Origin of the sequence: Zhongshania sp. (genome assembly GCF_029212375.1) — a bacterium.
Lineage (GTDB): Bacteria > Pseudomonadota > Gammaproteobacteria > Pseudomonadales > Spongiibacteraceae > Spongiibacter.
In genome coordinates this window covers 51,510-77,810 of the sequence record NZ_JARGNU010000009.1, presented here as the reverse complement: position 1 = coordinate 77,810, position 26,301 = coordinate 51,510, and the positions used below count along the sequence as shown (strand labels likewise).

The window sequence follows — 26,301 nt, the reverse complement described above, 5'->3', positions numbered from 1 at the left end:
GTCCAGCATGACGGCTTCGTAAGCACCCGCTATGCCCTTCGCACCGTCATTACCCTTAAACTGTCATTACCCATAACCCATCATTCTGAACTTGATTCAGAATCCAATACCACCAAGCTAGTTCTCAGCCGCCCCACCAGATGCTGGATCAAGTCCAGCATGACGGCTTCGCAAACACCCGCCATGCCCTTCGCACCGTCATTACCCATAAATCGCCATTACCCATAACCCGTCATTCTGAACTCGATTCAGAATCCAATACCACCGAGCTAGTTCACAGCCGCTCCACCAGATGCTGGATCAAGTCCAGCATGACGGCTTCGCAAACACCCGCCATGCCCTTCGCACCGTCATTACCCATAAATCGCCATTACCCATAACCCGTCATTCTGAACTCGATTCAGAATCCAATACCACCAAGCTAGTTCTCAGCCACCCCACCAGATGCTGGATCAAATCCAGCATGACAATTTTGTTAGTAGCCGACATCACGGCCAAAGACAAGATGCACGCGCAAAGTGCGGCCCCACCAAGGATGAACTGAAGCCAAAGCCCAGTGACCCGAAAGTTTGATTTATCGCAATGAAGCCGTTTGCTGGCCTAATAAATAAGGAAATCAGCGCTCTTTTGCATATTATTGCGCAATCCATGCCACACTGAACCGCTAGGCTAGATCCACCGGCAAAAATAAACCAGCAAAAGCCCTATCGCAGATTTTGGCGCTGCATTATGCTCCGCATCCGATTAGCCCTTCTGAGCCACCGCGACTTACAAAGGCTACTCTTACATAAAATATAATTGAACCTGACCTCATTGGCTTTACTATTGTGATTAACCGGACACGCCTAAAAAAGGCTATTTTGTACGTCGCACTTACCACCGTAATGGTGGTTATTTCTGTCGGTATTTTTGAATATCACACCTCTTACTTCCAGTCGCGATATTTCGGCAAGCTAGCGGCGAGTCTCGACTTTGAAATTAAAGACGGGCCCGCCGAGGCAACGTGGTTCCCCAGCCATGGCCCCTACAACATTCAAAATGGCTATACGCGCCTACCCGAATTTGACAAGCAATTGCAGGCAAAAGGCTATCGAATTAGCCGTCAGGCAAATTTCTCAGATCGTCTCATGCAGTACAGCCGCTGGGGCGGCAACCCGCCCTACCGTGAGCGCAGCCAAACCGGTCTGAACATTTTAGGCAGCAATAACAACGCGCTATTTTCCTCACGGGAACCAGAGAACGTCTATTCAGCATTTAAAGACATTCCAGCATTGCTGCTGAAACCGCTACTGTTTATTGAAAACCGCGAGCTATTAGTTGATCAAAATCCCACCAAAAACCCAGTGGTCGAGTGGGACCGGCTCGCGCAGGCAGCACTTGCCCGCCTGTTACACCCTGGCGAGGGCGGCCCAGGCGGCAGCACCTTGGCTACGCAGATGGAAAAATACCGTTATTCACCAGGCGGAATGACCGCAGATCACAATGACAAGCTCAAGCAAATCGTCTCTGCCAGCGTACGCCACTACCACTCAGGGCTTACCGGCCGCGATGCAAGAAAAGCCATTGCCCTAAGCTATCTTAATTCGACACCTCTTTCTGGTCGCGCCGGCCATGGCGAGATTCACGGGATTGGTGACGGCCTCAAACAGTGGTACGGGATTGACTTTGCCTACGCCAATCATGTGCTTGCGACCTCTGGCGACACCGTGAGCATCGAGGAGAAAGCTCGGGTGTTTAAGGCCGCCTTAAGTCTGCTGCTATCACAGCGACGTCCTTCTTTTTACCTACTTGAAGGCCGCAATGAACTAGAAGCGCTAACCACCAGTTATCTGCGTATTCTGAGCAATAACGGCGTTATCAGCGAAAAACTCAGAGACGCGGCGCTGCCCCTAAAACTGAATTTTGTTCAGCGCGAGCAAAGTACCGCGGCAACGTCGTTTATTTCACGCAAAGCGGTCAACAATGTGCGTAACGAGCTAATGACGCTACTGGGCGTTCGCAGCTTGTACACCCTCGACCGACTTGATCTCACGGTGCAATCTACGATTGCTGGCGACACCCAAGTACAAATTGCGCAGTCGTTAAAGCAAGCAACCGACCTTGACTACGCCAAGCAATCTGGCCTACTCGGCGAAAAACTACTGCGTGAAGGCCAACTTACCGCGCTAAATTACAGTGTGCTGCTGTACGAGCGCACAGCAACTGGCAACGTACTCAGAGTACAAACCGACAATCTAGACCTGCCCTTTGACATGAATGCCGGCTCAAAACTCGATTTAGGTTCAACCGCGAAATTGCGCACCCTAATCACCTATCTCGACATCATTGAAAAGGTCTATCTAAAATACCGAGAGCTTGCCCCCAAAGACCTCGCATTCGCCCGCAAAGTCGCTGAAGACCCCCTGCGCCAATGGACCCTCGATCGACTTATCGCCGACCCTGATCTTCCCTTACAAAAACTGCTAGACGCTGCAATGCTAAGAACGTATTCCGCAAGCCCTGCTGAGTCGTTTTTCACCGGCGGTGGACTGCACACCTTTAGCAATTTTGACAAACAAGACAACGCTCGCGTACTGACCGTAGCCGAGGCCTTAAACCGCTCGGTTAACCTCGTGTTTATTCGCATGATGCGCGACGTAACTCGCTACTACTCCATGGAGATTCCCGGCTCACGCGAACTTTTGCTCGACCGCACAGATCCGCGTCGCAAAGACTATCTGAGTCGTTTTGCCGATCTCGAAGGCAAAATCTACCTCAATCAATTTTATAATCAATACCGCAAATTAAATCGTCAGGAAATTATCGAGCGCCTTGCCCGTCGCAGCAAACCCTTCCCTGGCCGCCTAACAATGGCTTATCGTGCAGTGCTGCCCGATGCAGATGAGCCGGCCCTAGCAGAATTTCTGCGTGCACGCTTAACCGCAGAGGCCTTTGCTAAAATCGACGTTGCAAAACTGTATCGGCAATTCGACCCAGCGCGCTTTAATAGTAATGACCGAGCCTATCTAGCGCACATGCACCCGTTGGAATTGTGGCTGGTAAAATATCTACTCGAAAACACCAGCGTCAACTACAACCGAATTGCCGAGGAGAGCGCACCACTTCGTCAAGACGCCTACACATGGTTAACCAACTCACGCAAGCAGCGCGCCCAAGACCGGAGTATACGCATACTGCTAGAACGCGATGCCTTTGTGGCCATTCATCAGCAATGGCAGCGCGTTGGTTTTCCGTTCAGTAGTTTGGTGCCGTCCTACGCCACGGCCATTGGTGCATCGGCAGACCGCCCCACCGCGCTCGCCGAATTGATGGGCATTATTATCAATGACGGCATGAGAATCCCCTTTCGCCAAATCGATAGCCTGCATTTTGCCCAAGGCACCCCCTATGAAACCAAGTATGAATTCACGCCACCAATAGGCACACGAGTACTCTCGTCGGAAGTCAGCACCACCGTGCGCAACGCCCTCGCTGGCGTAGTGGAAAATGGCACCGCAAGACGCCTAAAAGGCCTTTTTGTCGACGCCAACGGCACACCGATTCAAGTAGGCGGAAAAACCGGCACCGGTGATCATCGCCTTAAATCCTACGGCGCGGGTGGACGCCTCATCGCCAGCGAAGCAGTGAACCGAAATGCCATATTCACCTTTTATATCGGCGACCGCTTCTTTGGTGTAATACTTGCGCACGTTGGCGGAAGCCAAGCTAATGGCTTTGAATTCACCAGCGGACTCGCCACGCAATTACTAAAGATAATCCACCCAGTGCTACAACCAGCACTGACAGAAAACACAGTAGAGGCAAATTCAAATAGCGCCAAGAAATAGCGCAGAGTGCAAATTATGACAAAAAAGGCATGCGCTATCGCATCTACTCAGGCCCATAACCGCTTGAGTAATCATAGGCACGCCGCGCTCAATAGCCGTTGCGGTGCCCCCCGCCGCATCGTCATTCCCTATAAACCGTCATTCTGAACAACATACACCCGCAGTCACCTTACACCGTCGTTCTGAACAACATACACCCTCAATCACCGCACACCGTCGTTCTGACACCACACACCGTCATTCAGAACGCCACACTCCGTCATTCTGAACTTGATTCAGAATCCAATACCACGGAACAAGTTCACGGGCACTCCACCAGATGCTGGATCAAGTCCAGCATGACGACTTTGTTATTAGCCGACATTTGAAACCATTGATGTATTATTGACTAAACAATCATACATCGCTGTTTTGTTTGGCGTGACGCCGGAGTTTATGAGGTTGAAATTACGGACTACCACTAAATAAATGGTCAGGAGCTTTTCGATGATCCAGAACAATATGCGAGCAATCCACCCCAGTGAAATTTTACGAGAAGAGTACGTACTTCCTCTGGAACTGAGAGCCAATCGCCTTGCCCGCGACTTGCGCGTTCCTGTCACCCGCATTAGCAAAATATTAAACGAAGAACGGGCTGTGACGCCAGATACTGCCCTACGCTTGGCACGCTACTTTGGCGGTGATGCGCAATCTTGGCTGAACCTTCAATCGGCATATGACTTAAAAAACGTTACAGGATCACGGTTCCGAGATTGAACTAGATGTAGGCCCCTATGAAGTCGATGCGGCGTAGATACAAGATAATCATGGCGGCGACACCGGTGGCGGCGCCCTTTCCTTTCACGCCATTATTCTATACGCCACACCGTCATTCTGAACTTGATTCAGAATCCAATACTACCGAATCAGTTCACGGCCGGCCCACCAAACACCTGACCCGAACCTTCATGACAATGTTGCCTATAGCGAACTACCGCACCACTACACACCAGCATCCCCTATGACTGAATAAACGCTTATTTTTACCTCACTTAGAATTATTGTTCGCTTTACAGAAATAATAAACTCCTTTTTAAGGTGATATCCAGAGTAAAAACAACGAGTTAATATAGATCTAATCGATGACCCACGAGGCAAACTGAACATATTTGGCATACAAATATCACCAAAGCTACCAAACCAATAAATAAAACGATATAAATTATGGTAAAAAAATTATATCGGCTATAAAATCATTATATTAAGCTTACTTTGGAGACGGTAATGATATCTGTAATACCATTCTTCGATCCTAATAGTTTGGGGGAATACCAAGATAAAATCGTTGAGCTCTACATGGCTGATGCAGCCTTAAACCAAACCATCCCAGATTCAATAAGACAGCCTACTGAGTGGCTACTTAGACTTGTAAACTGTTATTACAGCAACAAGATAGAAGGCAACCCAACCCACCCAAAAGAATTGCTAAAAACACAAGAATCGGGGCAAGCTGGCAATCAAAATGTTACCAAATCTGTTCTTGAGCTACTCGTACATCTTGAAGCACAAATTAAATCCAAGGCCTTATCAGAAAAAATCGATTCGGTTACATCTCAAGACTACATAAAGTCAATTCATCAATCCTTTTACAATGGATTGCCCGACGATATGTTAACTGTCAAAAATAAAATTGGTGATATTGCTTTTGACGAAAACGGCGACCCGATAAAAATTGTGCCTGGGGAATATAGGAATCGTGATGTTCAGGTCGGGCAACATATCCCTCCAGATTTCAAAGAAGTCCCAAGCTACATGAAATGGGTAGCAGAGATGTTTGCGCCAAAAAAGATTCATGGTACAACCAGGGTAATAGCTGCAGCAGGCCTACATCATAGGCTAACTTGGATACATCCATTTTTAGATGGCAATGGTAGAGCTATAAGGCTAATTACTGACGGCTACATGAGAAATGCTGGCTTTGGTGGTTATGGACTTTGGTCTATAACACGGGGCTTTGGGAGAGATACATCCTCCTACTACAAAGCACTTGCTAGAGCAGATATGGCAAGACAAGGCGCTTCGGATGGGAGAGGAATTCTATCCGACAAGGGTTTATTAGATTTCACCAAGTATTTTATCGATACTGCCCTCGATCAGGTTAAATTTTTTACCGATCTTTTAGAACCTAGGAAGCTCGGCATTCGCATTGATTATTACTTTGAAATGAGGGCCAAAGGTGGATTACCCGATGCTGATGGCAAAAAGCTCCCTATACTTAAAATAGCAGCTCGCGATATTTATAGGTTACTACTTGAAAAAGGAGCCATGAGCAGAAGTGCCATCTGCGAGCATTTAGATAAAGGTGAACAAACCCTCCGACCTATAATTAAACAAATGGATAAAGAGGGCCTTATATCCGCAAAACCAAAACAAGATATCGAGATAAAGCTTTCTACAACCGCAGTTGAATTTCTTTTTCCACAAATATGGTAATTGCAAATTCGGTATTCCGACTCAGCATGATTGCCGCCTGCTGCGATTCAACCTGATCACTCATAGCAATCTAAAGCGCGCAACGAGGGCCAGGTTTTTAATTTATGCCCCCCCACCCAATCTACTGCCTTTAACACATGAAGCTCTGCCCACCCGCGAAAAGCTATTCCCAACCCACCAACTGAACCCATCCATCCCAAGCCTGTCTGAATCCACGTCATGTCGCGCTAGGGAATGGAATGCATCAGTTACAAAAACATCTACTCGCCACCGGTTTAGCCTTTATGGGCTTGGTATCGTTGGCCACCTATAGTCTAGTGGCAAGCGCTGAAACCGGCAGTAAAGCCCAGATTAGCAACACATCTAAACACCGTTACAGCGATGCCCATCTACATATTGTTGATTTTTTCCAAGAGGGTGAGCCGCTTTCTAAACTGATTGCCGCCATGGACAAGGGCAAGATCGATAACGCGATGATTAGTGGTATTCCGCTGATGAAAAAATGGCATGAAGACGAGCCTAAGCGGCCCCGCTACTATGCCGGTGATGACGCGGGGATGTATTGGTTTAGCGCCACCGACAGCTATGTTGCCGAGGCCTACCGCAAACTTCCTAAGCAAGATCGCGAGCGCCTGCATCCGTTTTTATGTGGTTTTAATCCCACCGACAAAAATGCCGATAAGCACCTGCGCCAAATGCTAGAGACCTACCCCGATGTTTGGCAAGGCATTGGCGAGGTATTAACCCGTCACGATGATTTAACCGCCCTAACCCAAGACGATACGCCCCGCGCCAATAACGAGGCCATGTATCGGGTTTATCGTGTGGCAGCGGAGTTTAAGCTGCCGGTGTTGCTGCACAGCAACATCACCTCGAAACGCGAGCGCAATCCACTGTATGTTGGCGAAATTGAAGACGCCTTGGCCGCCCACCCCGGTGTGAATTTTATCTGGGCCCACGCCGGCACCAGCGCCACATTGCACCGCTACCAAGACAAGCTCGATTTCTTATTACCCGCGCTGAGCAAGCTACTTGCCGCCCACGACAATTTATATATCGATCTGTCATGGGCAGTACTCACGCCCTATTTGCTCGACAAGAACCAAGAGGCGGCCGACGGCTGGGTGGCCTTAATCAATAAATACCCCAAGCGCTTTATGATTGGCTCCGACGGCTTGGGTAGCTATGACAAAATCGCGGCAAACCTAGACGAATATGCGCCGTTTTTAGACGCGCTAAACAAAGAAGCCGCCCAAGGCGTAGCGCGGAATAATTTTATCGCCCTGCTACCCAAAAAATCGGTTCGCAAAATATTGGCTAACGCCCACCAAGATACAGATTCACTTTAGAAAACTCGTCAGATTCCGCCAAATCCGGCACGGTGGTGGCGCGCTGATACGCCAACCAATCGTAACCCTCAAATTGAAAATTCCGCACCCGCGAATCGGCAATAAGCACTTGCGGTGCCCGCGCTAAAAACGCCGGTAATAGCGGAAAATTGCTTTTATCGTATAAAACGTCGGCCACCAAGATCAGATCGTATTGTTCGTTACTGGCAAAGAAATTCTCGCTGTATTCAAGCTCCACGCCATTTAAGTCGGCATTGGCGCGACTGGCCAAAATGGCATCGGGGTCGAGGTCGCAGGCAATCACCGAGGCCGCGCCCGCCAATTTGGCGGCGATACCGGCCACTCCCGAGCCACTGCCAAAATCCAATATGCGCTTGCCCTGCACAAGGTGGGGATTATCAAATATATAACGCGCCAGCACTTGGCCGCTGGCCCAGCAAAACACCCAATAGGCGGGGTAATTCATAATGCGCTGGGTTTGCTCGAGGCTTAAGTCTTGCTGGGGATAATCAGCGCTGAGCAGCCACAATTTCATCTCTGGCACCTCGGGCAAGGTGGTGCTCGTCAGCTGAGCGTTGGGGACGTATTCCTGTAAGCGCAGGGTGAGGGTCTGGCAATCTGTGACCAAAGAAGCTTGCCGCAAAGCGCATTTCCTTCTATGTTAGAGCTGTGTGTGATGGCGATATTTTAGCGGAGTGTGCTATGAGTGGCCTACCAATAAAGCAATTAGTTCACGATGTTCTGCTGCAGGTTTACGAGGCGGATCAACAGCAACTTATTTACTGTCAGGACTGCCAGCGGCCAGTCACCGCCGAGAATTATCGGGTACAGGTGCAAGGCGAACACCAACACCACTTTGTGAATCCCGACGGCGTGGTATTTGAGCTAAGTTGCTTTCAGGCTGCGCCGGGCTTGATTATTGCCGGTAAAGCTACCGACCACTACTGCTGGTTTCAGGGCTTTGAATGGCAGTACGCCCACTGCGAGTACTGCACCACCCAGCTGGGCTGGTATTACGAAAACGCCTTGAGCGAATCGTTTTTTGCCTTGATCTCTGGCTATTTACGCGCCGGAAAATAGCCGGCGTTTTCCGGTATACTGGCCGCCAATTCTCTGTAACCAGTCAGTCTAATGAGTGCCAGCCCAGAAAACCCCAATGCCGATTTTATTGTGCCCTATTGCGAAGAGGCCATCGGCTATTTACATTGCGACGATGACCTGCTCATTATCAACAAGCCCGCTGGCCTGCTGTCGGTGCCTGGCCGCCACCCCGACAACAAAGACTGCTTAATTAGCCGCGTTGCCGAGGTCTACCCCGACGCCACCATTGTTCACCGCTTAGACATGTCCACCTCGGGCCTAATGATTATTGCCCTGCACAAAGACAGTCACCGCGCCCTGAGCCGCTTATTCCAAGACCGTAAAATTGAGAAAGAATACCAAGCCGTAGTCTACGGCGAGCTTGCCAGCCGTGAGGGTTTTATCGACCTACCGCTGGCCTGCAACTGGCCCAACCGCCCCCGCCAAGAACTCAATTTTGTGTACGGCAAAAAAGCCCAAACCCATTACCTGCGCCAAGGCATGACCGAAGACGGCCACAGCCAAATACTGCTAACACCAATTACCGGCCGCTCCCACCAATTGCGGGTACACACCGCCAGCATTGGCCACCCTATATTAGGCTGCGAGTTTTACGCCCACCCTGCCGCCAAGGCCGCCGCTGACCGGTTGTTACTGCACGCCTCGCGCCTGCGCTTTACGCACCCCTACACTGGCGAAACGCTGGATATTCAGCACAACGCCGAATTTTTTGATTCGAGCAAACAATGAGCATTTTGGCGTGCTTATGGTAAAGAATCAGGCAGGGCACATTATGGTATGGGAGTTTTCGAGCGCAAATACTGGCAGGTACTAGTACAGACTGTGTGAAAAATTTTGATCATCGTTGATCCCACACTTATGATGAATTGGTCTTAGCCAGCGATCTAAGTTCAAGGCCACGTTTAGTGTAATAAATTGGTAAGCCAAACCAGCGCTAATCTGCGATGACTCACCATATTAAAGGCCCATCAAGACACTAATCCACGCTATTTCCATAAGTAATAGATAACTTTGTTACACAAGACAACCCTGCTCGAGTCATTGATGTTTTTGTCGACTAACTTGATTTATTGAGCCACGGTTTTGAGAGTGTCACCGCAAAGCAAACTGGTCGCCCAGGTTATCATGCCGATTTCAGGAAAGATAACGGCAAGGGGATTAAAAATATCTGTTTTAAGTTCGTTGACCACTGTCGGCAAATCAATATGTGTGATGATTCCGCTTTCGCTATTGATGGTAGCAAGTTTAAAGCGGTCAACAATAAGGCTAAGATTTACACACCCAGCAAAGTCCAATTTCATATCGATCATGTTGAGAGCAGTATTCAAGAATACGTAAGTCAAATAAGTGCCAACGATAACGACGAAAAGGACACTTCCAGCTCAGTATCGGCATCAAAATTAGCATGGCTTAAGCAACGGTTACTTGAACTCAAGGCGCTTGAAAAAGAGGCGGCGAAGCCCGCGCCTACGGCGCTTGCTATATTGAAATTGGCGTTAAAGAGCGCCCCGCCCAGAAATACGAGGCGACATCGCCCGCAGCTATTTTTACATAGAAGGGCGTTACGATTTAAAAATTAGCACACAGAATCGTAAGCTGTACGAAGTGTGGGCGAGGCAAGCAAGCTCCGGTATCCGAGCAAGAAATTCGTATTGCGCGGGCCAAGGCCAAAGTCATGGATTGGCGTAATCCGTTTATAGAAGCACTCAAAAAAATTCGTAACCACCGACGACTTAAACACTTTGCTCACTGCGCTGAACAGAGCCAAATTTCAAGCGATAAGCCCGCGGGCTTAATCCGGTTTTACGCTGAAAGAGACGATTAAACGAGCTAGTATCGGCATAGCCTATCCGCAGCATAACCGCGTCGGTAGACAGGCTGGTAGCCTCAAATAATTTCTTGGCGGCCTCAATACGCAAATTTTGCAAATAGCTATTGGGGGTGTCGCCAACGGCCTCTTTGAAGCGCCGCATTAAAGTTCGCGAACTAATACAAAACCGCTGCGCCAAACCTGCCAGGGAAAAAGCGTCACTCAGATTTTTTTCTAAGTAATCTTGGATCTCAAGCATAAGCGAATCGCTGTGCTGCTTTTGGCGGGGCAGAATAAGATACGGCGCCTGCTGGGTTAAATTGGTATCTACCAGCAAGGTTCGCGCGCATTGCGAGGCTACCGCCCGGCCCATATAGCGCTCGACCATAATTAGCGCGGCCAACATTTCGGCACCGTTAGCACCGCCGGTTAGCAAGCGCCCTTCGTCAACCACCAGCTGGTCGGCCTTTAATGTAATTTCGGGATAGCGCTGGCGAAATTGTTCGGCAAGCCACCAGCTGGTGGTGGCGCTGTGACCATTGAGCAATCCGCTTTCAGCCAAAATAAAACTGCCCGTGCAGTGAGTACAGATTATGCAATTATTGGCGTATTGTTTTACCAGCCAATTGATAATCTCGCGCAGGGATTCCAGTTTTTTATTCAATTCTCTGCCGCCAGGGTAGGCCATGGCTGGCACAACAATAATACTGCCCGCCTCAAGATCAAGCAAAGGGCCGTCTACCGCGATTCTAAGATGGGATGCGGTAACAACTGTCGCGCCGCCTAAGGATAAGGTCTGCCATTCAAATTCGCCCTCTTGGCCTTGATACTGCTCTCGCCAATGGGCGTTGGCGACCATATACAAGTCTTGGGGGTTAGACAAACTACCGGCATAGCAGCCCTCGTAGGCGATTACGTAAACCTTGGCCACGGCTAAGTCCCATTTTGCAAAAGCAGTCAGTGTCACTATCAACACTTTTAATGTCAATACTGACACTACCCCAGCCGCGCAATAGGCCCTAAAGTAATGATTCGATTTCACCGATAAGAGTGTTTAGCGCTATGAGTCTTCCCAAGCTACTGGAAAACCGCCTTCGTCTACCCGCCGTAGTCGCCCCCATGTTTTTGGCCTCGGGGCCGGAGCTAGTAATAGAAACCTGTAAGGCCGGCATGGTCGGCTCGTTTCCCGCACTCAACCAGCGCAGCAGCGAAGGTTTTGAAGAGTGGCTAAATAGCATTAACGCTGCCCTGCAAGCCCATGAGCAAGAAACCGGCGAAAAGCCCGCGCCTTTTGCCGTTAATTTGATTGTACATAAAACCAATCCCCGTCTTAACGCCGATCTAGAGTTATGCATAAAGCATCAAGTCCCAATTATCATTACCTCGCTGGGCGCGGTTAAAGAAGTCATTGACGCGGTACACAGCTACGGCGGTCTGGTTTTTCACGACGTGATCAATGCCCGCCACGCCCGCAAGGCGGCTGGTGCAGGAGTTGATGGTTTGATCGCCGTTTGCGCCGGTGCCGGTGGCCACGCTGGCAACACCAGCCCCTTTGCCTTAGTGGCAGAGATCCGCGAATTTTTTGATAAAACGTTGCTATTGGCCGGTTCAATTTCTCGAGGTAATGATATTGCCGCTGCCCAAGCTATGGGCGCCGACCTTGCCTATATGGGCACCCGCTTCATCAACACCCAAGAGAGCTTGGTGCAAGCTGAATACAAGCAGATGATTGTCGACAGCGGTTCTAGCGACATTGTTTACACTCCAAATATATCGGGTGTGTTCGCCAATTTTTTACGGCCCAGTATCGTCAATGCCGGCCTCGATCCCAATGCTCTTGAAGCGCCAAGTCATATTGATTTTGGCGAGGAATTAACCCTTGATGCCGACAATAAAAGCGGCGAGAAATCTGGTGGCGCATGGAAGACCATTTGGTCTGCTGGTCAGGGCGTGGGCGCCATTCACGACATTCCAAGCACCAAAGAGCTGATTCAAAAGCTGGAACAGGAATACCGCGCCGCTACCGCGCAGTTCCGCTAAGCAAGTAAGAAAAACCGGTATATCATCGCTGCGGCTTTTTAGGCCGCAGCGATTTTTACTGGTGTAAGAAAGCGCTCTTCGGCAAGTAATTCTGCCACCCGCGCAGTCGTTTCACCGCTTTGTTCGGCGCGGCGAAAAATACGCTGCAAGGTGTCGGCAATCATCTCAATATGAGCAGCGCTATTGTCTGACGAACCCTCTAAGCGCTGATAATAGATATCAATAATCCCTCCCGCGTTAATCACGAAGTCTGGGGCGTATAAAATACCCAACTGACGCAACTGCTCACCCTGAATCGGATTCGCTAGTTGATTATTTGCGGCGCCCGCAACAATACCGGCCTTAATCACTCCCACGGTTTGCTCATCAAGCACCGCCCCCATTGCACAGGGTGCCAGCACATCTACGTCCATACTCAGCAGCTCGCCAACGGCGACAGGCTTAGCACCCAATGCTTGAGCTAGCCTTAAATTGTCGGCGTTAATATCGGCAATAAATACCGTGGCACCCACCTCTACTAGCAGCGCCGTTAATTGGCGGCCCACCGAGCCCGCGCCTTGAATAGCCACTCGCACGTCGCGCAGCGAATTCGCTTTATGGCGAAACGCCAAGGCCGCCTTAATTCCGCAAAACACGCCCTGCGCAGTGTAGGGCGAGGGATCACCGCCAAAGCGACTACCTTCCATTACACCCGAAACATAGCTGGTGCGCTCGCCAATAACTTTCATGTCGGCAACGCCGGTGCCGGAATCTTCAGCCGTAATATATTGTCCGCTCAAGCCCTCGATAAACTCGCCCATCGCCAATAGTAGCTGGCGACTTTTCTGCTTTGCCGGATCGCCAATAATCACCGCCTTGCCGCCGCCCAAGGGCAGGCCCGCCAAGGCTGATTTATAGCTCATGCCCCGCGACAGGCGCAGCACGTCTTCTAGCGCCTGTTCATCTGAGGCATAGGGATAAAACCGACAACCGCCTAAGGCTGGCCCTAAGTTGGTATTGTGCACCGCAATTATGGCGCGCAAGCCGCTGCGGGCATCGTCCTTAAAGGCCACCAGTTCATGGCCGTCAAAGGAAGGCGAATTAAACACTGTCATTACGTTCTCCTTGTACCACAAAGCAACTAGCAATCAGGCGGCATTGCCCACATCGACTAATTGCACAACATCGCCCCGCAGGCGTCCCAGCAATTGCTGGCGGCGCACGCGGTATTGAGCAATCGCTTGCTCTTTTACGTGACCGAAGCCGCGAACCTCGTCAACCAAGCTGATAATTTCAGTGATTAGCACCATTTTATCGGCGTCGATTTGGCCAATAAAACTGTCTAGGTCTTGCTGAAACTCGGCGAGCAAAGCCCGTTCCGCCTTGCGCTCGGCGCTGTAGCCAAAAATATCCCAAGCACTGCCGCGCAGGCCTTTAAGCTTTGCCAAGTAGCTAAACGCCGTGAACATCCACGCTGAAAACACCCGTTTTTTGGGGAAGCCGTCGCGACCACGTTTTGAGAAGATGGGCGGCGCCAAATGAAACTGCAGCTTAAAATCGCCATCGAAACTGGCTTTGAGCTTTTTCATAAACTCGCCGTCACTGTACAGCCGCGCGACTTCGTACTCGTCTTTATAGCTCATCAGTTTATGCAGCGAGCGCGCTACCGCCTCTGTTAAGTCGCCGGCTGCGCCGCTCACTTCAAGTTCTTTGGAGCGCACTTGCTCGACCCTACGACGAAAGTCTTGAGCATAGGCAAGATCTTGGTACTTAATTAAATGCTGGTAACGGAATTCGATAATGTCATCGAGGCTTTCTAGGGGCTGCCACTGTTCTACCGCTACCCCAGCGGCGGCCATTACCGCGGCCATATTGTCGACCGCGCGGCGTCCCCACAAAAAAGCTTGCTGATTAAACGCTACCGCGACGCCATTGAGTTTAATCGCGTGCTCAATCGCTTCTGAACTGATCGGCACATAGCCTTTCTGAAAGGCATAACCCAGCATAAAGAAGTTAGTCGCCAAACTGTCGCCCAGTAAATGGCTGGCAATCTCTGAGGCCTGAATAAAATCGACCTTGCCCTCGCCCACTTCGGTAACGATGAGCCGCTTCATGGTATCGGCGGGGAATTGGGCATCGCGGTGATAAACAAAATCGGCAGTGGTCATCTCGGTATCGTTAATCACAGCAAAACTGCGCTCGATATTGACCTTGGCGATAGCCTCATCGGAACTCGACACCACCAAATCGCAGCCTAGTAACAGATCGGCATCACCCGCCGGAATACGCACTGCATTGATGTCTTCCTGATGATTGGCAACCCGTAAATGGCTGACCACTGGGCCGAATTTTTGCGCGAGACCAGTTTGATTCATAGTCGCGCAGCCCTTGCCTTCAACATGGGCGGCCATGGCTAACACTGCGGTAATGGTGAGCACACCCGTGCCGCCAATGCCGGTTACCACTAAATTCCACGGGGTATTTAAGCTGGGCAGGGTCGGCTCTTGTAATGCCCCAAAGCCATCGGCACTGGCGGCATTCACGCTTTGCTTTTTAAGCCCGCCGCCTATCACCGATACAAAACTCGGACAGAAACCATTAACGCAGGAATAGTCTTTATTACAGGCGCTTTGGTCGATTTGGCGCTTACGGCCCAGCTCGGTTTCTTTTGGCAATACCGACAGGCAGTTGGATTTTTTACCGCAGTCGCCACAGCCTTCGCACACCGCCTCGTTAATAAAAATACGGCGATCGGGATCGACCATGGTGCCTTTTTTGCGGCGCCGACGTTTTTCTGCCGCGCAGGTTTGCTCGTAAATCAGCACCGACACGCCTTCGATCTCGCGCAGTTCTTCTTCAATACTGAGTAAGTCGTCGCGGTGATTAACGCTTAATCCCGCTTCGCTGGGCGTGTCGTATTGTTCTGGATGATCAGACACCAGCGCAATGCGCTTTATGCCCTCGCCGCGCAATTGCAAAATGAGCTGCGCCACCGACAAGCTGCCATCAATAGGCTGACCGCCGGTCATGGCAACGGCGTCGTTATACAAAATTTTGTAGGTGATATTGACGCCTGCTGCAACGGACTGGCGAATCGCCAAGCTGCCGGAGTGGAAATACGTGCCGTCGCCGAGGTTCTGAAAAACGTGTTTATTCTCGGTAAAGGCCGCCTGCCCCACCCAGGTCACCCCTTCGCCGCCCATTTGGGTAAAGGTGATTGCGGGCCGCGAGGGCATCCACGTACTCATATAATGGCAGCCAATGCCGCCAAGGGCGATGCTGCCCTCGGGCACTTGGGTCGAGGTATTGTGAGGGCAGCCCGAACAGTAATGAGGCGTGCGATTAATAACGCCCTGCTTATTGGCAATCGACTGCTCTTTTTGATTATAAAAGTTAAGGCGTTTTTCGATTTCTTCGCTTTTGTAAAAACGACGAATTCGCGAGGCAATGGCGCGGGCCACCATGGCTGGGGTTAGCTCGCTGAGGTTGGGCAGCAAGTCGGCGCCGTGTTCGTCAAACTCGCCAATCACACGGGGGCGATCTTCCACCGGCCAGTTATACAATTGGCCGGTAATTTGGTCTTCAATAATCGAGCGTTTTTCCTCCACCACTAGGATTTCTTCCAGCCCCCGCGCAAACTCGTGGGTGGTTTCTGGCTCCAAGGGCCAGGGCATGGCCACTTTATACACCCGCAGACCGATGGCGGCGGCGCGCTGCTGGTCGATGCCCAAATCTTCGAGTGCCTGCAAAACATCGAGGTAGGCCTTGCCGCTAGTCACAATACCGAGGCGCGCTTTGGGGCTATCAATCACAATGCGATTGAGATTATTGGCCCGGGCAAACGCCCGCGCCGCATAGATCTTGTATTTATTAAGGCGCTTTTCCTGCGCCAGTGGCGAGTCTGGCCAGCGAGCGTGTACGCCGTCTTCTGGCATTTGAAAGTCTTCTGGTAAAACAATGTTTACCCTGTGCGCATCTATCACCGCCGATATCGCCGAATCCATATTCTCGGTAATGGCCTTAAAGCCCACCCAGCAGCCGGCATAGCGCGACAGCTCCCAGCCGAAAATACCAAGGTCTAACACCTCTTGCACATTGGCGGGCGCCAAAACCGGAATTGAGGCGCCCATAAACATATGCTCGGACTGGTGGGGCAAGGTTGATGACTTAGCGGCGTGGTCATCCCCCGCTACCGCCAAAACCCCGCCATAGCGCGAAGTGCCCACCGCGTTGGCATGTTTGATCACATCCATACTGCGGTCTACCCCTGGGCCTTTGCCATACCACATGCCAAATACGCCGTCGTATTTAGCACCAGGGAATAAGCCCACTTCCTGACTGCCGCGCACCGCGGTGGCCGCCATGTCTTCGTTGATACCTGGTACAAATTTAATATGGTGTTTATCGAGATAGGGCTTGGCTTGCCACAGGGCTTGGTCGAGATTGCCCAGCGGTGAGCCGCGATAGCCAGAGATAAAGCCCGCGGTATTTAAACCGCGCTCTAGGTCCCGCTGATGCTGGAGCATGGGCAGTCTTACCAAGGCCTCAATACCGGTCATATAGGCGCGGGTACTATCGAGGCGGTACTTATCTTCAAGGGATATGTTTAATGCAAACTTAGACAGGGCCATATTCGACACTTCCTGTTATTAACGCCGCAACAGCTTTAACAACAGTCTAGACCCAGCTTGGCGAAGATTTTATTTTAAACACGGCTAGCATCAAATATTTTTGCTTAAATAATGCTCTAAAATGATATTTGAAGTCTAAAAAACACCATTAATAGCCAGTATAAAGCTATGGAATACCAGAATAGACAAGCAGCGATGTTGACTAACCAAAAAACGCCTAAGTTAAGGAAATGAGCCTACCAAAACCCAAAACACCCGCGGCCATGCAATGAGCGCGGGTGTTTTGGGGTGGTGAGATAATAAAATCGTGGGGTTTAGCGCTGTAGGCTAGCCCTGGGCTTGGCGAGGAAAATTAGGCTCGCGCTTTTCAATAAAGGCCTTGAGGGCTTCGCGATGTTCATCGCTATTGCGGCAGCGCTGAAAGTTTTTAATTTCTTCAGCAATGTAGTTTTCACAACTCATTTCTTGGGCGTTTTTAAGGTTGGCCTTAATGCAAGCCAAGGCATTGGTGGGGCCTTCGGCCAAGCGCTTAGCAAGTTTCGCAACATCGTCTGCTAATTCGGCGTCGTCGCATACTTTACTCAACAAGCCACTGGCAAAAGCCTCTTGGGCGCCGTAAACCGGATTTAATAAGCAAAACTCCCGAGCCTTACCCGCGCCCATCCATTTACTTAGGAAATACGCAGCGGCGAAATCGCCCGACAAGGCGATTTTGGTGTGGGCATAACTTAAGCTGGCACTGCTGTCGGCAAGCCTAAAATCGCAGGCTAGCGCTAATGACAAACCGCCGCCCATAGCAGGGCCGCGAATCATCGCAATGGTCGGCTTGGGCATTTCATGCAGCAACATCGCCGCCTCCGCCCCCACTCGCAACAGTACTTCGGTAGAATATTTACGAGTGTGCTCGGCGCCAAGGGCCAGGTTTTTGATGTCGGCACCAGCGCAAAACGTGTCACCAGCGCCTTCTAACACTACTGCGCCAATACTGTCATCCTGAGCGGCATCGCGCAGACTGCGGTACAGGGTTGTGATCATATCTTCGTTGATGGCATTTTTAAGTGCGGGACGGCTTAGGGTAACGTACAGCACGCGTCCTTGACGCCGAACACTGACTGGGGCGATATCATTACTCATTATTTTATCCTGTATGTAACTTATTAGCGCTGGCGATACACCTAGCCCTGCTAAGCGAAACCACGGTTAACACTATCGTCTTTTTTGCCCTTAAGCTCAACTCGCGAGCTTAAATATAGGTGTTTTACGCAGTGCGAGATCATGCAAACAGCTAACTCACCGGAAACTCGACGCTAACCGTCACTGATACTTTTTTCACACGAAATACTTTAAGGCTAATGGCTAAGTGATTATCCCTCCAAGTACGGCTATTCCCGCAGCAAGCGACGGCGACGTGCACTTCAGAGAAAATAGAGGTTTCAATCATTACAACGCTCTCGCTGATAACACTACCATGCTGCGGTCGTAGCACTTTATGCCACGCGTCGTTCCAGTAGGCAGCAAGAGCTATTTTTTCCGGAAATCTCGCGGTGACTGCCCATGCCAACTGCGGAAGGCGGCGGAAAAGGAACTCTGATCCATATAGCCTAGTAAAAAGGCAATTTCAGTGATGCTCAGGCGCTCGTCATGTAAATACTGAACGGCCAGTGTGGAACGCAAATTTTGCAGCAATTGCAAATACTGGGTGCCGGCGTCGGCCAAGCGCCGCTGCAAGGTTCGGCGCGAGATATTAAGTGATGACGCCGCCCGATCTAAACCGATATCGCCGCTGGGCAGCAGCTTGAGCAGGGTTTTGCGCAGGGCAACGATAAAGTCGTTATCTTCGCCGTCTTCAAACAAATGGCGAATTGGCTGGGCTAGAGCCAACGCCCATTCGCTATCGGGCCGAATCAATACGTAATCGAGGCTGGCGGCGTCTAAGTACAAGCAGCTCTTGGCTTTTGAAAAGTGTAAGTTGTCGCCAAAGGCTTGTTTCAAGACACTAAGGTCATCTGGCTGCGCATAATGAAAATGTGCCGCGCGGATCGGAATTTGACGAACACAGGCCGAGTTAACAATGGCCGCCGCAACGGTAAGCGAGGCGTCACTGACGTAGCGTTGATTGTTGTTTGGTGGCGTGAGCACTTCCCAGTCGAGGCGAATAAGCTCCCCATCGCGGCGCACTTTAAACTCACCAATATCGCCAACTATACTCAGCACACTGGGCATAATATTGAGGTATTCGCGAAAAGTGCTGCAGCCGGAGCAGGCGTACAATTGCAGGTTTAAATGGCGAATATAATCTATGCGGCCAATATACACGCCAATATCTGGCGTGGCGGTTCGCTGCGCTAGCAGCTCATATAATACGTATAAATCTGCTACCGGATAGCGCCGCTCGGCATCATCCAAGTCTGCCGGTGTAAGGCCAATCTCAGCAATAAGCACAGCCACATTCCCATCCAGTGCTTGCGCGCCTTGGAACAAGGCTTTAAATGCCGAGCTATGCACCGTGCGCTCAGCCACGCTAGGCAAGGGATTTATGGGTCGTTGTTTAGGCACAAGCATGTATTATTAGCGCAGAAAAGCCCTAGTGTAGGCGAAGCGCGCGTTCGCGCCTAATTTCCACACCGTTGCACGCCCTAACTCAACAGGAGACCAACGACGGTTCTGCGGTAGACCTATACCGTCGCTCAACATTTATACTATTTGCCCTAATCACATTGCCGATATACTTTAGATGGTTCACAAAAGCGTAGCGCTATTATTTGAGCTACCAGCTTTAAGATTAACTCGCTAACATTTAAAGCACTATAAACAGGCACACCATAATAATGATTCACCCGCTGTTGAGGGCGCCTAGCAATGAGTACTTTTGAGTTTCACACCACCAAATCTATTATTGTAGAGCGCGACGCAGCGCTTAATCTTGCTGCGCGAGTGCAAGCTATGCACTGTAAATCGGTCTTAATCGTTACTGACTCTGGCGTGCTCGGCGCGCAACTACTCGACCGCGCCCTCGCCAACTTTGAACTACAGCAGATCGCCGTGAGTATATTTTCTGAGGTGCTTGCCGATCCACCCGAGTCCGTCATTTACGCCGGTATCGCCGCTGCTAAGGCAGCCAATGCCGACTGCATCATTGGCTTTGGCGGTGGCAGCTCTATGGACGTGGCTAAATTGATTGCATTACTTGCAGGCAGCGATCAATCGCTAGCAGAGGTGTATGGTGTCAACCAAGCCCAAGGCCCACGGCTACCGTTAATACTGGTTCCGACCACCGCTGGCACAGGCTCGGAGGTGACCGCCATTGCCATTGTTACTACCGGTGAAAATGAAAAAAAAGGCGTGGTGTCGCCAATTCTCCTTCCCGATATCGCGCTGCTCGATGCCCGCTTAACGCTTGGGCTGCCGGTAGCCGTTACCGCTGCCACTGGCATTGACGCAATGGTGCACGCCATTGAGTCCTATACCAGCAAACGCCTAAAAAACCCAATATCTGACGCCCTTGCCAAAGATGCCCTACGCTTGCTGTCGGCCAATATTCACACCGCCTGCGAACACCCCAATAATATTCAGGCAAGGGAAAATATGTTGCTGGGGGCCTGCTTGGCAGGTATGGCATTTGCCAATGCCCCCGTTGGCGGCGTCCACGCCTTGGCGTATCCCGTGGGCGCACGCTTTCATGTTCCCCACGGCTTATCAAATTCATTAATGCTAGGACCGGTGTTGCGCTTTAATATGAGTGAAGCCGAAGCCCTCTATGCCGAACTTGCTCAAGTTGTGTATCCGGCAGCCAGCGGCACCAGTTTTCGCTGCGCCACCATGCTCATTGAGTTTTTGCAAAATCTGCCCGCAGAGCTGGGTATTGCCACCCGTCTTAGGGACGTTGGTATTAGTAAGCGCAACATTCCAGCTTTGGCGGAAGACGCCATGAAACAAAGCCGTTTACTAATTAACAACCCCCGCGAAATTCAATTAAACGACGCAATAGCGCTGTATAAGGAGGCCTTGTGAGTGATAAACCCGCACTTCCCAGTCGAGAGGACTACCCACATTTTTGCGAAATCCAAACCCGCTGGCACGACAACGATGTGTATCAGCACGTAAACAATGTTATTTATTATTCCTTTTTTGACACCGCGGTAAATCAGCACTTGATTGCCAGCGGCGCACTCGATATTGCGACTAGTCCCGCTATTGGCTTAGTCATTGAAACCCAGTGCCAATATTTCTCCTCGGTGAGTTTTCCCGACAAAGTAAGTGTGGGCCTAAAAGTCGTTCACTTAGGCAATAGCAGTGTGCGCTATGAAACCGCTTTGTTTCGTAACGACGACATAAATGCCGCCGCCAAAGGCCACTTTGTACATGTGTATGTTGACCGCCAAAGTAATCGCCCAGTACCAATCCCAGAGCTGATCCGCAACGTACTAAAAGCACTTATGCCAAGCACTTCAACCTGAGCGAAAACTACTTTATGAAAGCGCATTCACTGGTATGCTGGCAGGGTAATTTACGGAGCTATTTTTATGTCTGATCCTTTACAGCAACTAATCGCCCTGCTCACCTTAGAGAAGATTGACGAGAATCTATATCGGGGCCAGTCCGAAGCCACCGACTGGGGCAGAGTCTACGGCGGCCAAGTCATTGCCCAAGCGTTGTCGGCCGCCGCCCAGCAGGTTGACCCCGACCGCCACATTCATTCATTTCACTCTTACTTTCTGCGACCAGGAAACCCCGACTACCCCATTATTTTTGAGGTGGAGAGCAATCTAGACGCCGGCACTATCTCTAACCGCCGAGTAAAAGCAGTGCAGCGCGGCCAGCCCATATTTTATATGACCTGCTCCTTCCAGTTGAATATCGACGGCTTTGATCACCAATGCGCTATGCCGGAAGTGCCGCCACCAGACAATTTACCCAAGGAGTTAGAATTATCCGCAGAGGCAATCCGCCTGGCGCCCGAAGAGTGGCTGCCAAAATTTAATGCGGTGCGCGCCATCGATTTTCGTGCCGCAAACCATAAAGACCCAGACCAAGTTAGCACCAACAAACGCATGTGGATGCGGCCCAATGGGCCACTGCCCGCCAATCCCTGCATCCATAATTACTTGCTAGCCTACGCCTCGGACTTTTTCTTTTTATCTACCGCAAGCCAACCGCACAACATTCTATTTATGACCGAAGACATGCGTATGGCCACCATTGACCACAGCATGTGGTTTCATCGACCCTTCAACTTTAACGATTGGCTGCTCTACGATATGGAAAGCCCCAGCGCCTCTAACGGACGGGGATTTGTACTCGGAAAAATTTATGATCGCGCTGGCCGCTTAGTCGCCAGCAGCACTCAAGAAGGCATTATGCGGAAAAAACGCGGCGCTTAAGCCGCTCCCTCCCCGCCTATTTCCCTCAAGCCAAAACCTAAAAAGCCGCTGTCCACCGACAACCTCTACGGTGCTTGCAGGGTTTACAACGCGAGACCGACAGATCACATCAGCGCAGCAGGCGGCACTAACGCTAAGGTATAGCAGCTGCGCTTATCCCAGCTTTTTTACGCATAGCTAATTTTACCGACCAGTTAACCGCGAAGGCAGTAAATATCATAAATTTCTTAAGCAATACTTAATAATAGCGGTGTAGCCTGCAGGTATTGCGGTAATAACAAAAAGGGCTAGCTATGCTTCTGCCTCGCCAAACTCCGGCACTCATTCTACTAACTGCTTTTGGTTTAAGTGTAAGCACGCTCACTATTGCCCAAACTAGCAATAATTTCACAACAGAAATCGACTGTTTAACCGACAAAGATAATCAAAATAACGCCCACAGTAAGTCGCAAAATTCAGCCGCACCACCCACCGAAAATCAACAAATAGATTCTATAAACATTGTGGTTAAACCTATATTTGACGAAAACAACCCAAAAGAAAGCAATTGGCTGTTTCGTCTGGCTAACCGACTGCATATTCCGACAAGAAAAAAAGTTATTCGCGACGATTTACTTTTCAAGGTCGGCAGCCCCATAGATCAAAACCTGCTAAACAGCAGCGAGCGTTCACTTAATACCCGCCGCTATCTCAATCAAGCCAAAGTAGAACAAGCAAGCAAGCATACCCTGTTCTAACAAAGCGGCAGTCAATGTCGAGGTCCGCGATGTTTGGACTTTAAAACCCAAAATCAGCTTCTCTCGCTCTGGCGGTAATAGCAATTCTAGCTACGGTTTTGAAGACAGTAATTTCCTCGGCACCGGCAAAGCGGTGTCGATTATGCATTTTAGCAATGAGCAGCGCTCCGGCAGTGTTATTGATTACCACGACCCCAATACCGGCGCCTACAATAGTCAACTGCGGCTGCGCTATTCAGACAATGACGACGGCATCGAAAAGCGTATCACCCTTAACAGGCCCTTTTTAGATTTAAGCACCAAGTGGACTGGTGAGATTAATCACGACGATACCACCCTGTCTGAATCGAGTTATGTGGGCGGTGAAAAGATTGCCAGCTATGGCCACCGTAAAATTGTTAACGCGGTAAATTATGGTCGCCGGCTTGACGATTTCTCGGTAGACGGCGAATACGCGCGCCGCTTAATTTTTGGGGTTAGCAAGGAGGAAGACCAATTCACAGCAAGTGTGGATACGCTAACAACAAGTACCTTACCAGAAGACCGATCAGACGATAGCGTGTGGATTGAATACCAAAAAATTCACGACGGTTATATAAAAACCAGCAATGTGCGGCAAATAAATCGCGCAGAATATTTTAATCTCGGCAATCAATTTCGAGCGCGCTTTGGCTATGTAAAATCAAGTATTAACGACGACGGATATATAATTCAGGCCGAAAACAACGTCGGCACGATAATTAATGACCACCACATGATTTTACACAATATTGCGTTTAATGGCCGCTACACCGATACCGGCCTGGTTAATAGCGTCTTAGAGAGCGAGGTGTCTTGGTATTGGAAAAACCTGAGCAACGGTCAATTTCTAACCCAATTATCGGGCATGAAAGGTTACAAGCTCTATCAAGACAGCAATATTGTACTCGATGGCGACACCGGCCTGCGCGGCTACCCCAGCCACTACCAAACCGGTGACCGCAAAATTCTGTTCACCATGGAGCAACACTTTTTTGGGCAGCGAGAATGGTTCTCGCTATTTCACGCTGGCGCTGCGGTGTTTTTTGATGCTGGGCGCGCGTGGGGTGATACCAACGACCCAGCCATAGCAACGACAGCAGGAAATAGCGGTTGGCTTAAAGACGTGGGCATTGGCTTACGCTTCTCGCCCACCAGAACCGGCAATAAAGAGGAAGGCGCCCACGGCGTGCTGCACATGGACTTAGTTAAACCGCTAGATCGCAGCGACGATATATCTAATTATCAATGGCGGCTTACTACCGAAAAACGCTTTTAGTCGCATTAAAGGCCGCGCCAAATCAGCCCACCGCACCCTTACCGCTTTCGGCATAAGCTCTCGCCAAATTGTAGTCTGGCTTGCCGCTCGGTGCGCGGGGCAGCTCCTGTATAAGGTGTATTTCGCGGGGAATTTTATAGCCGGCAATATGCTTTCGGCAATGTTCCTGAATAGTGCTTAAGTCGAGGTTTATACCATGTCGCGGCTGAATTACAGCGCTAACTCGGCTACCAAAGCGTTCGTCGCCAAGGCCAACGACGAGGGCGTCATAAACACCCGCATGGGCTTTTAATGCACCTTCTACTTCCTCGGGAAAAATCTTTTCACCGCCGCTATTAATGCAATTGCTGCCTCGGCCCAAAACGGTAATTGAGCCGTCTGCTTCAAGTTTTGCAGCATCGCCAGTGAGCAAGTAGCGCTTGCCATCAAGTTCAACAAAGGTCTCGGCGGTTTTCACTGGGTCCTTGTAATAGCCTGCCGAGGTATACCCAATGCGGGCAAAGATGCCAGTTTCGCCTAGTTCGGCGCGACGCGGCGCACTTTCCTCAACAATAATAACGTCCATATAATCGCTGCGACTAACATTACCCAAACCCGCTGCGGTTTTCTTACTGCCATTATCCATACCCATTTGACCGCTTTCGGAGGAGCCAAAACTATTGGTAAGAAATACATTGGGAAAATACGCTTTGAACGCCGCTTGTTTAACATCCGAGAAAATTGCACCACCGGAACCGATGCTAAACACGGCGGACAAATCCCAGCGATCTGGATTCTCGGCTAAGGCTTCTAATAGCGGAATAGCCATGGCATCGCCGACGATCTGTAGGGCATTCACCTTCTCGTCGGCCACTATTTGCCACACCGCAGCGCCGTCGAAGGAGCGATTAGGATTCAGAATTAAAGCATTGCCCGCCAACAACTGAATACACGCATACCACCATGACGCGCCATGTATCAATGGCGCTAGCGCGATCCCCCGCATTGGCCACTCGGTAATTCTACTCGCAATATCCTCTGGCTTTTCACATGGCCCCAGGGGCGAGAAGTGACCGCCACCACCCATCGCAGCAAAAAAAATACCTTCATGCGGCCACATAACGCCCTTAGGCATACCGGTGGTGCCACCCGTGTAAATAACAAAATAGTCATCGCCGGAGCGCTCACTAAAATTGCGGTCGCTACGTTGACCAGCTTTAGCCGCTTTATAATTCACTGACCCAGTCATCGCTAATGCAGCGCCGCTGTGGTCGTCTACAGACACTAGGGTTTTAAGCGTTTTGGCGTCCTCGCGCACATCAGCAATTGCGGGGATAAATTCTCGATGATGAATGCAAGCCACCATGTCGGCATTATCAAAAATATAGAGTAGCTCTGCTTTTACATAGCGGTAATTAACATTGATTGGCACCGCCCGAATTTTAAAGCAGGCTAGCATGGCTTCTAGGTATTCATTACCGTTGTACATATAGAGGCCAACGTGATCACCCGCCTTCACCCCTTGCCCAGCCAAATAGTGTGCCAGTTGATTGGCACCGGCATCGAGTTCGGCAAAACTGAGGCGACTATCGCCGCACACTAGCGCTTCCCTCGCAGGCACCGTATCGACAACTGTTTCGAACAAATCAGCTAGGTTAAAATGCGTAGCCATTAGCTATTTCCATATTATTTACCAGA

The 26,301-nt window shown here is 50.3% G+C and carries 22 protein-coding genes; 13 read left to right on the top strand and 9 right to left on the bottom strand.

Annotation, left to right across the window (positions count from 1 at the left end; translation table 11 throughout):
• Positions 1-80 precede the first annotated feature (80 nt).
• A complete protein-coding gene (locus tag P1U47_RS10985; protein WP_301028928.1) occupies positions 81-209 on the bottom strand; it encodes a hypothetical protein in 129 nt (42 codons plus the stop codon).
• A 618-nt stretch (positions 210-827) separates the two neighbouring features.
• Here P1U47_RS10985 and P1U47_RS10980 point away from each other — a divergent pair.
• The 4 genes from P1U47_RS10980 to P1U47_RS10965 all read left to right on the top strand — a co-directional run bounded on the left by P1U47_RS10980 (position 828) and on the right by P1U47_RS10965 (position 7,648).
• On the top strand, positions 828-3,827 hold the full coding sequence (locus P1U47_RS10980) for a transglycosylase domain-containing protein (protein ID WP_301028927.1): 3,000 nt from the start codon (positions 828-830) through the stop codon (positions 3,825-3,827).
• Positions 3,828-4,313: 486 nt separating this feature from the next.
• Positions 4,314-4,583, top strand: coding sequence for a HigA family addiction module antitoxin (locus P1U47_RS10975; protein ID WP_301028926.1), 270 nt, complete (start codon positions 4,314-4,316; stop codon positions 4,581-4,583).
• A gap of 507 nt (positions 4,584-5,090) precedes the next feature.
• A complete protein-coding gene (locus tag P1U47_RS10970; RefSeq protein ID WP_301028925.1) occupies positions 5,091-6,299 on the top strand; it encodes a Fic family protein in 1,209 nt (402 codons plus the stop codon).
• A gap of 239 nt (positions 6,300-6,538) precedes the next feature.
• On the top strand, positions 6,539-7,648 hold the full coding sequence (locus P1U47_RS10965) for an amidohydrolase family protein (protein WP_301028923.1): 1,110 nt from the start codon (positions 6,539-6,541) through the stop codon (positions 7,646-7,648).
• Here the strand turns inward: P1U47_RS10965 and P1U47_RS10960 are convergent.
• Positions 7,617-8,291, bottom strand: coding sequence for a methyltransferase (locus P1U47_RS10960; protein WP_301028922.1), 675 nt, complete (start codon positions 8,289-8,291; stop codon positions 7,617-7,619). The genes P1U47_RS10965 and P1U47_RS10960 overlap by 32 nt on opposite strands.
• A 59-nt stretch (positions 8,292-8,350) precedes the next feature.
• On the opposite strand from P1U47_RS10960, the gene P1U47_RS10955 reads away from it, so the two are divergent.
• Both P1U47_RS10955 and P1U47_RS10950 read left to right on the top strand, forming a co-directional pair.
• Positions 8,351-8,728, top strand: coding sequence for a cereblon family protein (locus tag P1U47_RS10955; protein ID WP_008249149.1), 378 nt, complete (start codon positions 8,351-8,353; stop codon positions 8,726-8,728).
• A gap of 51 nt (positions 8,729-8,779) precedes the next feature.
• Positions 8,780-9,478, top strand: coding sequence for a pseudouridine synthase (locus tag P1U47_RS10950; protein WP_301028921.1), 699 nt, complete (start codon positions 8,780-8,782; stop codon positions 9,476-9,478).
• 338 nt (positions 9,479-9,816) lie between these two features.
• On the opposite strand, the gene P1U47_RS10945 is transcribed toward P1U47_RS10950, so the two are convergent.
• A complete protein-coding gene (locus tag P1U47_RS10945; RefSeq protein WP_301028920.1) occupies positions 9,817-10,059 on the bottom strand; it encodes a hypothetical protein in 243 nt (80 codons plus the stop codon).
• A gap of 208 nt (positions 10,060-10,267) precedes the next feature.
• Here P1U47_RS10945 and P1U47_RS17585 point away from each other — a divergent pair, with 208 nt between their 5' ends.
• Positions 10,268-10,438 carry a hypothetical protein gene (locus P1U47_RS17585; RefSeq protein WP_366943156.1) on the top strand — a complete coding sequence of 57 codons (171 nt, stop codon included), beginning with the start codon at positions 10,268-10,270 and terminating at the stop codon, positions 10,436-10,438.
• A gap of 44 nt (positions 10,439-10,482) precedes the next feature.
• On the opposite strand, the gene P1U47_RS10940 is transcribed toward P1U47_RS17585, so the two are convergent.
• Positions 10,483-11,526: a helix-turn-helix domain-containing protein gene (locus P1U47_RS10940; RefSeq protein WP_301028919.1), complete on the bottom strand. Its 1,044-nt coding sequence runs from the start codon at positions 11,524-11,526 to the stop codon at positions 10,483-10,485.
• 95 nt (positions 11,527-11,621) lie between these two features.
• Between P1U47_RS10940 and P1U47_RS10935 the strand changes: the two genes are divergently transcribed.
• The gene (locus P1U47_RS10935; protein WP_301028918.1) at positions 11,622-12,599 is read left to right on the top strand and encodes a nitronate monooxygenase family protein; all 978 of its coding nucleotides are present in this window, start codon (positions 11,622-11,624) and stop codon (positions 12,597-12,599) included.
• 38 nt (positions 12,600-12,637) lie between these two features.
• Here the strand turns inward: P1U47_RS10935 and P1U47_RS10930 are convergent, their stop codons facing one another.
• The 4 genes from P1U47_RS10930 to P1U47_RS10915 form a co-directional block, all read right to left on the bottom strand.
• On the bottom strand, positions 12,638-13,693 hold the full coding sequence (locus P1U47_RS10930) for a Glu/Leu/Phe/Val dehydrogenase dimerization domain-containing protein (RefSeq protein ID WP_301028916.1): 1,056 nt from the start codon (positions 13,691-13,693) through the stop codon (positions 12,638-12,640).
• Positions 13,694-13,726: 33 nt separating this feature from the next.
• Entirely contained in the window at positions 13,727-17,209 is a 3,483-nt protein-coding gene (locus tag P1U47_RS10925; RefSeq protein ID WP_301028915.1) for an indolepyruvate ferredoxin oxidoreductase family protein, read from the bottom strand.
• A gap of 327 nt (positions 17,210-17,536) precedes the next feature.
• Complete coding sequence (locus tag P1U47_RS10920; RefSeq protein ID WP_301028914.1) at positions 17,537-18,343, bottom strand: enoyl-CoA hydratase-related protein; 807 nt, start codon at positions 18,341-18,343, stop codon at positions 17,537-17,539.
• Positions 18,344-18,730: 387 nt separating this feature from the next.
• Positions 18,731-19,765: an AraC family transcriptional regulator gene (locus P1U47_RS10915; protein WP_301028913.1), complete on the bottom strand. Its 1,035-nt coding sequence runs from the start codon at positions 19,763-19,765 to the stop codon at positions 18,731-18,733.
• Between the two features lie 303 nt (positions 19,766-20,068).
• Here P1U47_RS10915 and P1U47_RS10910 point away from each other — a divergent pair, with 303 nt between their 5' ends.
• From P1U47_RS10910 to P1U47_RS10890, 5 genes are all read left to right on the top strand, one after another.
• The gene (locus P1U47_RS10910) at positions 20,069-21,220 is read left to right on the top strand and encodes an iron-containing alcohol dehydrogenase (protein ID WP_301028912.1); all 1,152 of its coding nucleotides are present in this window, start codon (positions 20,069-20,071) and stop codon (positions 21,218-21,220) included.
• Entirely contained in the window at positions 21,217-21,666 is a 450-nt protein-coding gene (locus tag P1U47_RS10905; RefSeq protein WP_301028910.1) for a thioesterase family protein, read from the top strand. Before P1U47_RS10910 ends, P1U47_RS10905 begins: the two co-directional genes overlap by 4 nt.
• Positions 21,667-21,732: 66 nt before the next feature.
• The gene (locus tag P1U47_RS10900) at positions 21,733-22,590 is read left to right on the top strand and encodes an acyl-CoA thioesterase II (RefSeq protein WP_301028909.1); all 858 of its coding nucleotides are present in this window, start codon (positions 21,733-21,735) and stop codon (positions 22,588-22,590) included.
• Positions 22,591-22,883: 293 nt separating this feature from the next.
• Complete coding sequence (locus tag P1U47_RS10895; protein WP_301028908.1) at positions 22,884-23,327, top strand: hypothetical protein; 444 nt, start codon at positions 22,884-22,886, stop codon at positions 23,325-23,327.
• Positions 23,328-23,469: 142 nt separating this feature from the next.
• Positions 23,470-24,624: a hypothetical protein gene (locus tag P1U47_RS10890; RefSeq protein WP_301028907.1), complete on the top strand. Its 1,155-nt coding sequence runs from the start codon at positions 23,470-23,472 to the stop codon at positions 24,622-24,624.
• A 22-nt stretch (positions 24,625-24,646) separates the two neighbouring features.
• On the opposite strand, the gene P1U47_RS10885 is transcribed toward P1U47_RS10890, so the two are convergent.
• Positions 24,647-26,275 (bottom strand): acyl-CoA synthetase, encoded by a 1,629-nt coding sequence (locus tag P1U47_RS10885; RefSeq protein ID WP_301028905.1) that lies wholly within the window; start codon positions 26,273-26,275, stop codon positions 24,647-24,649.
• Between the last annotated feature and the right edge of the window lie 26 nt (positions 26,276-26,301).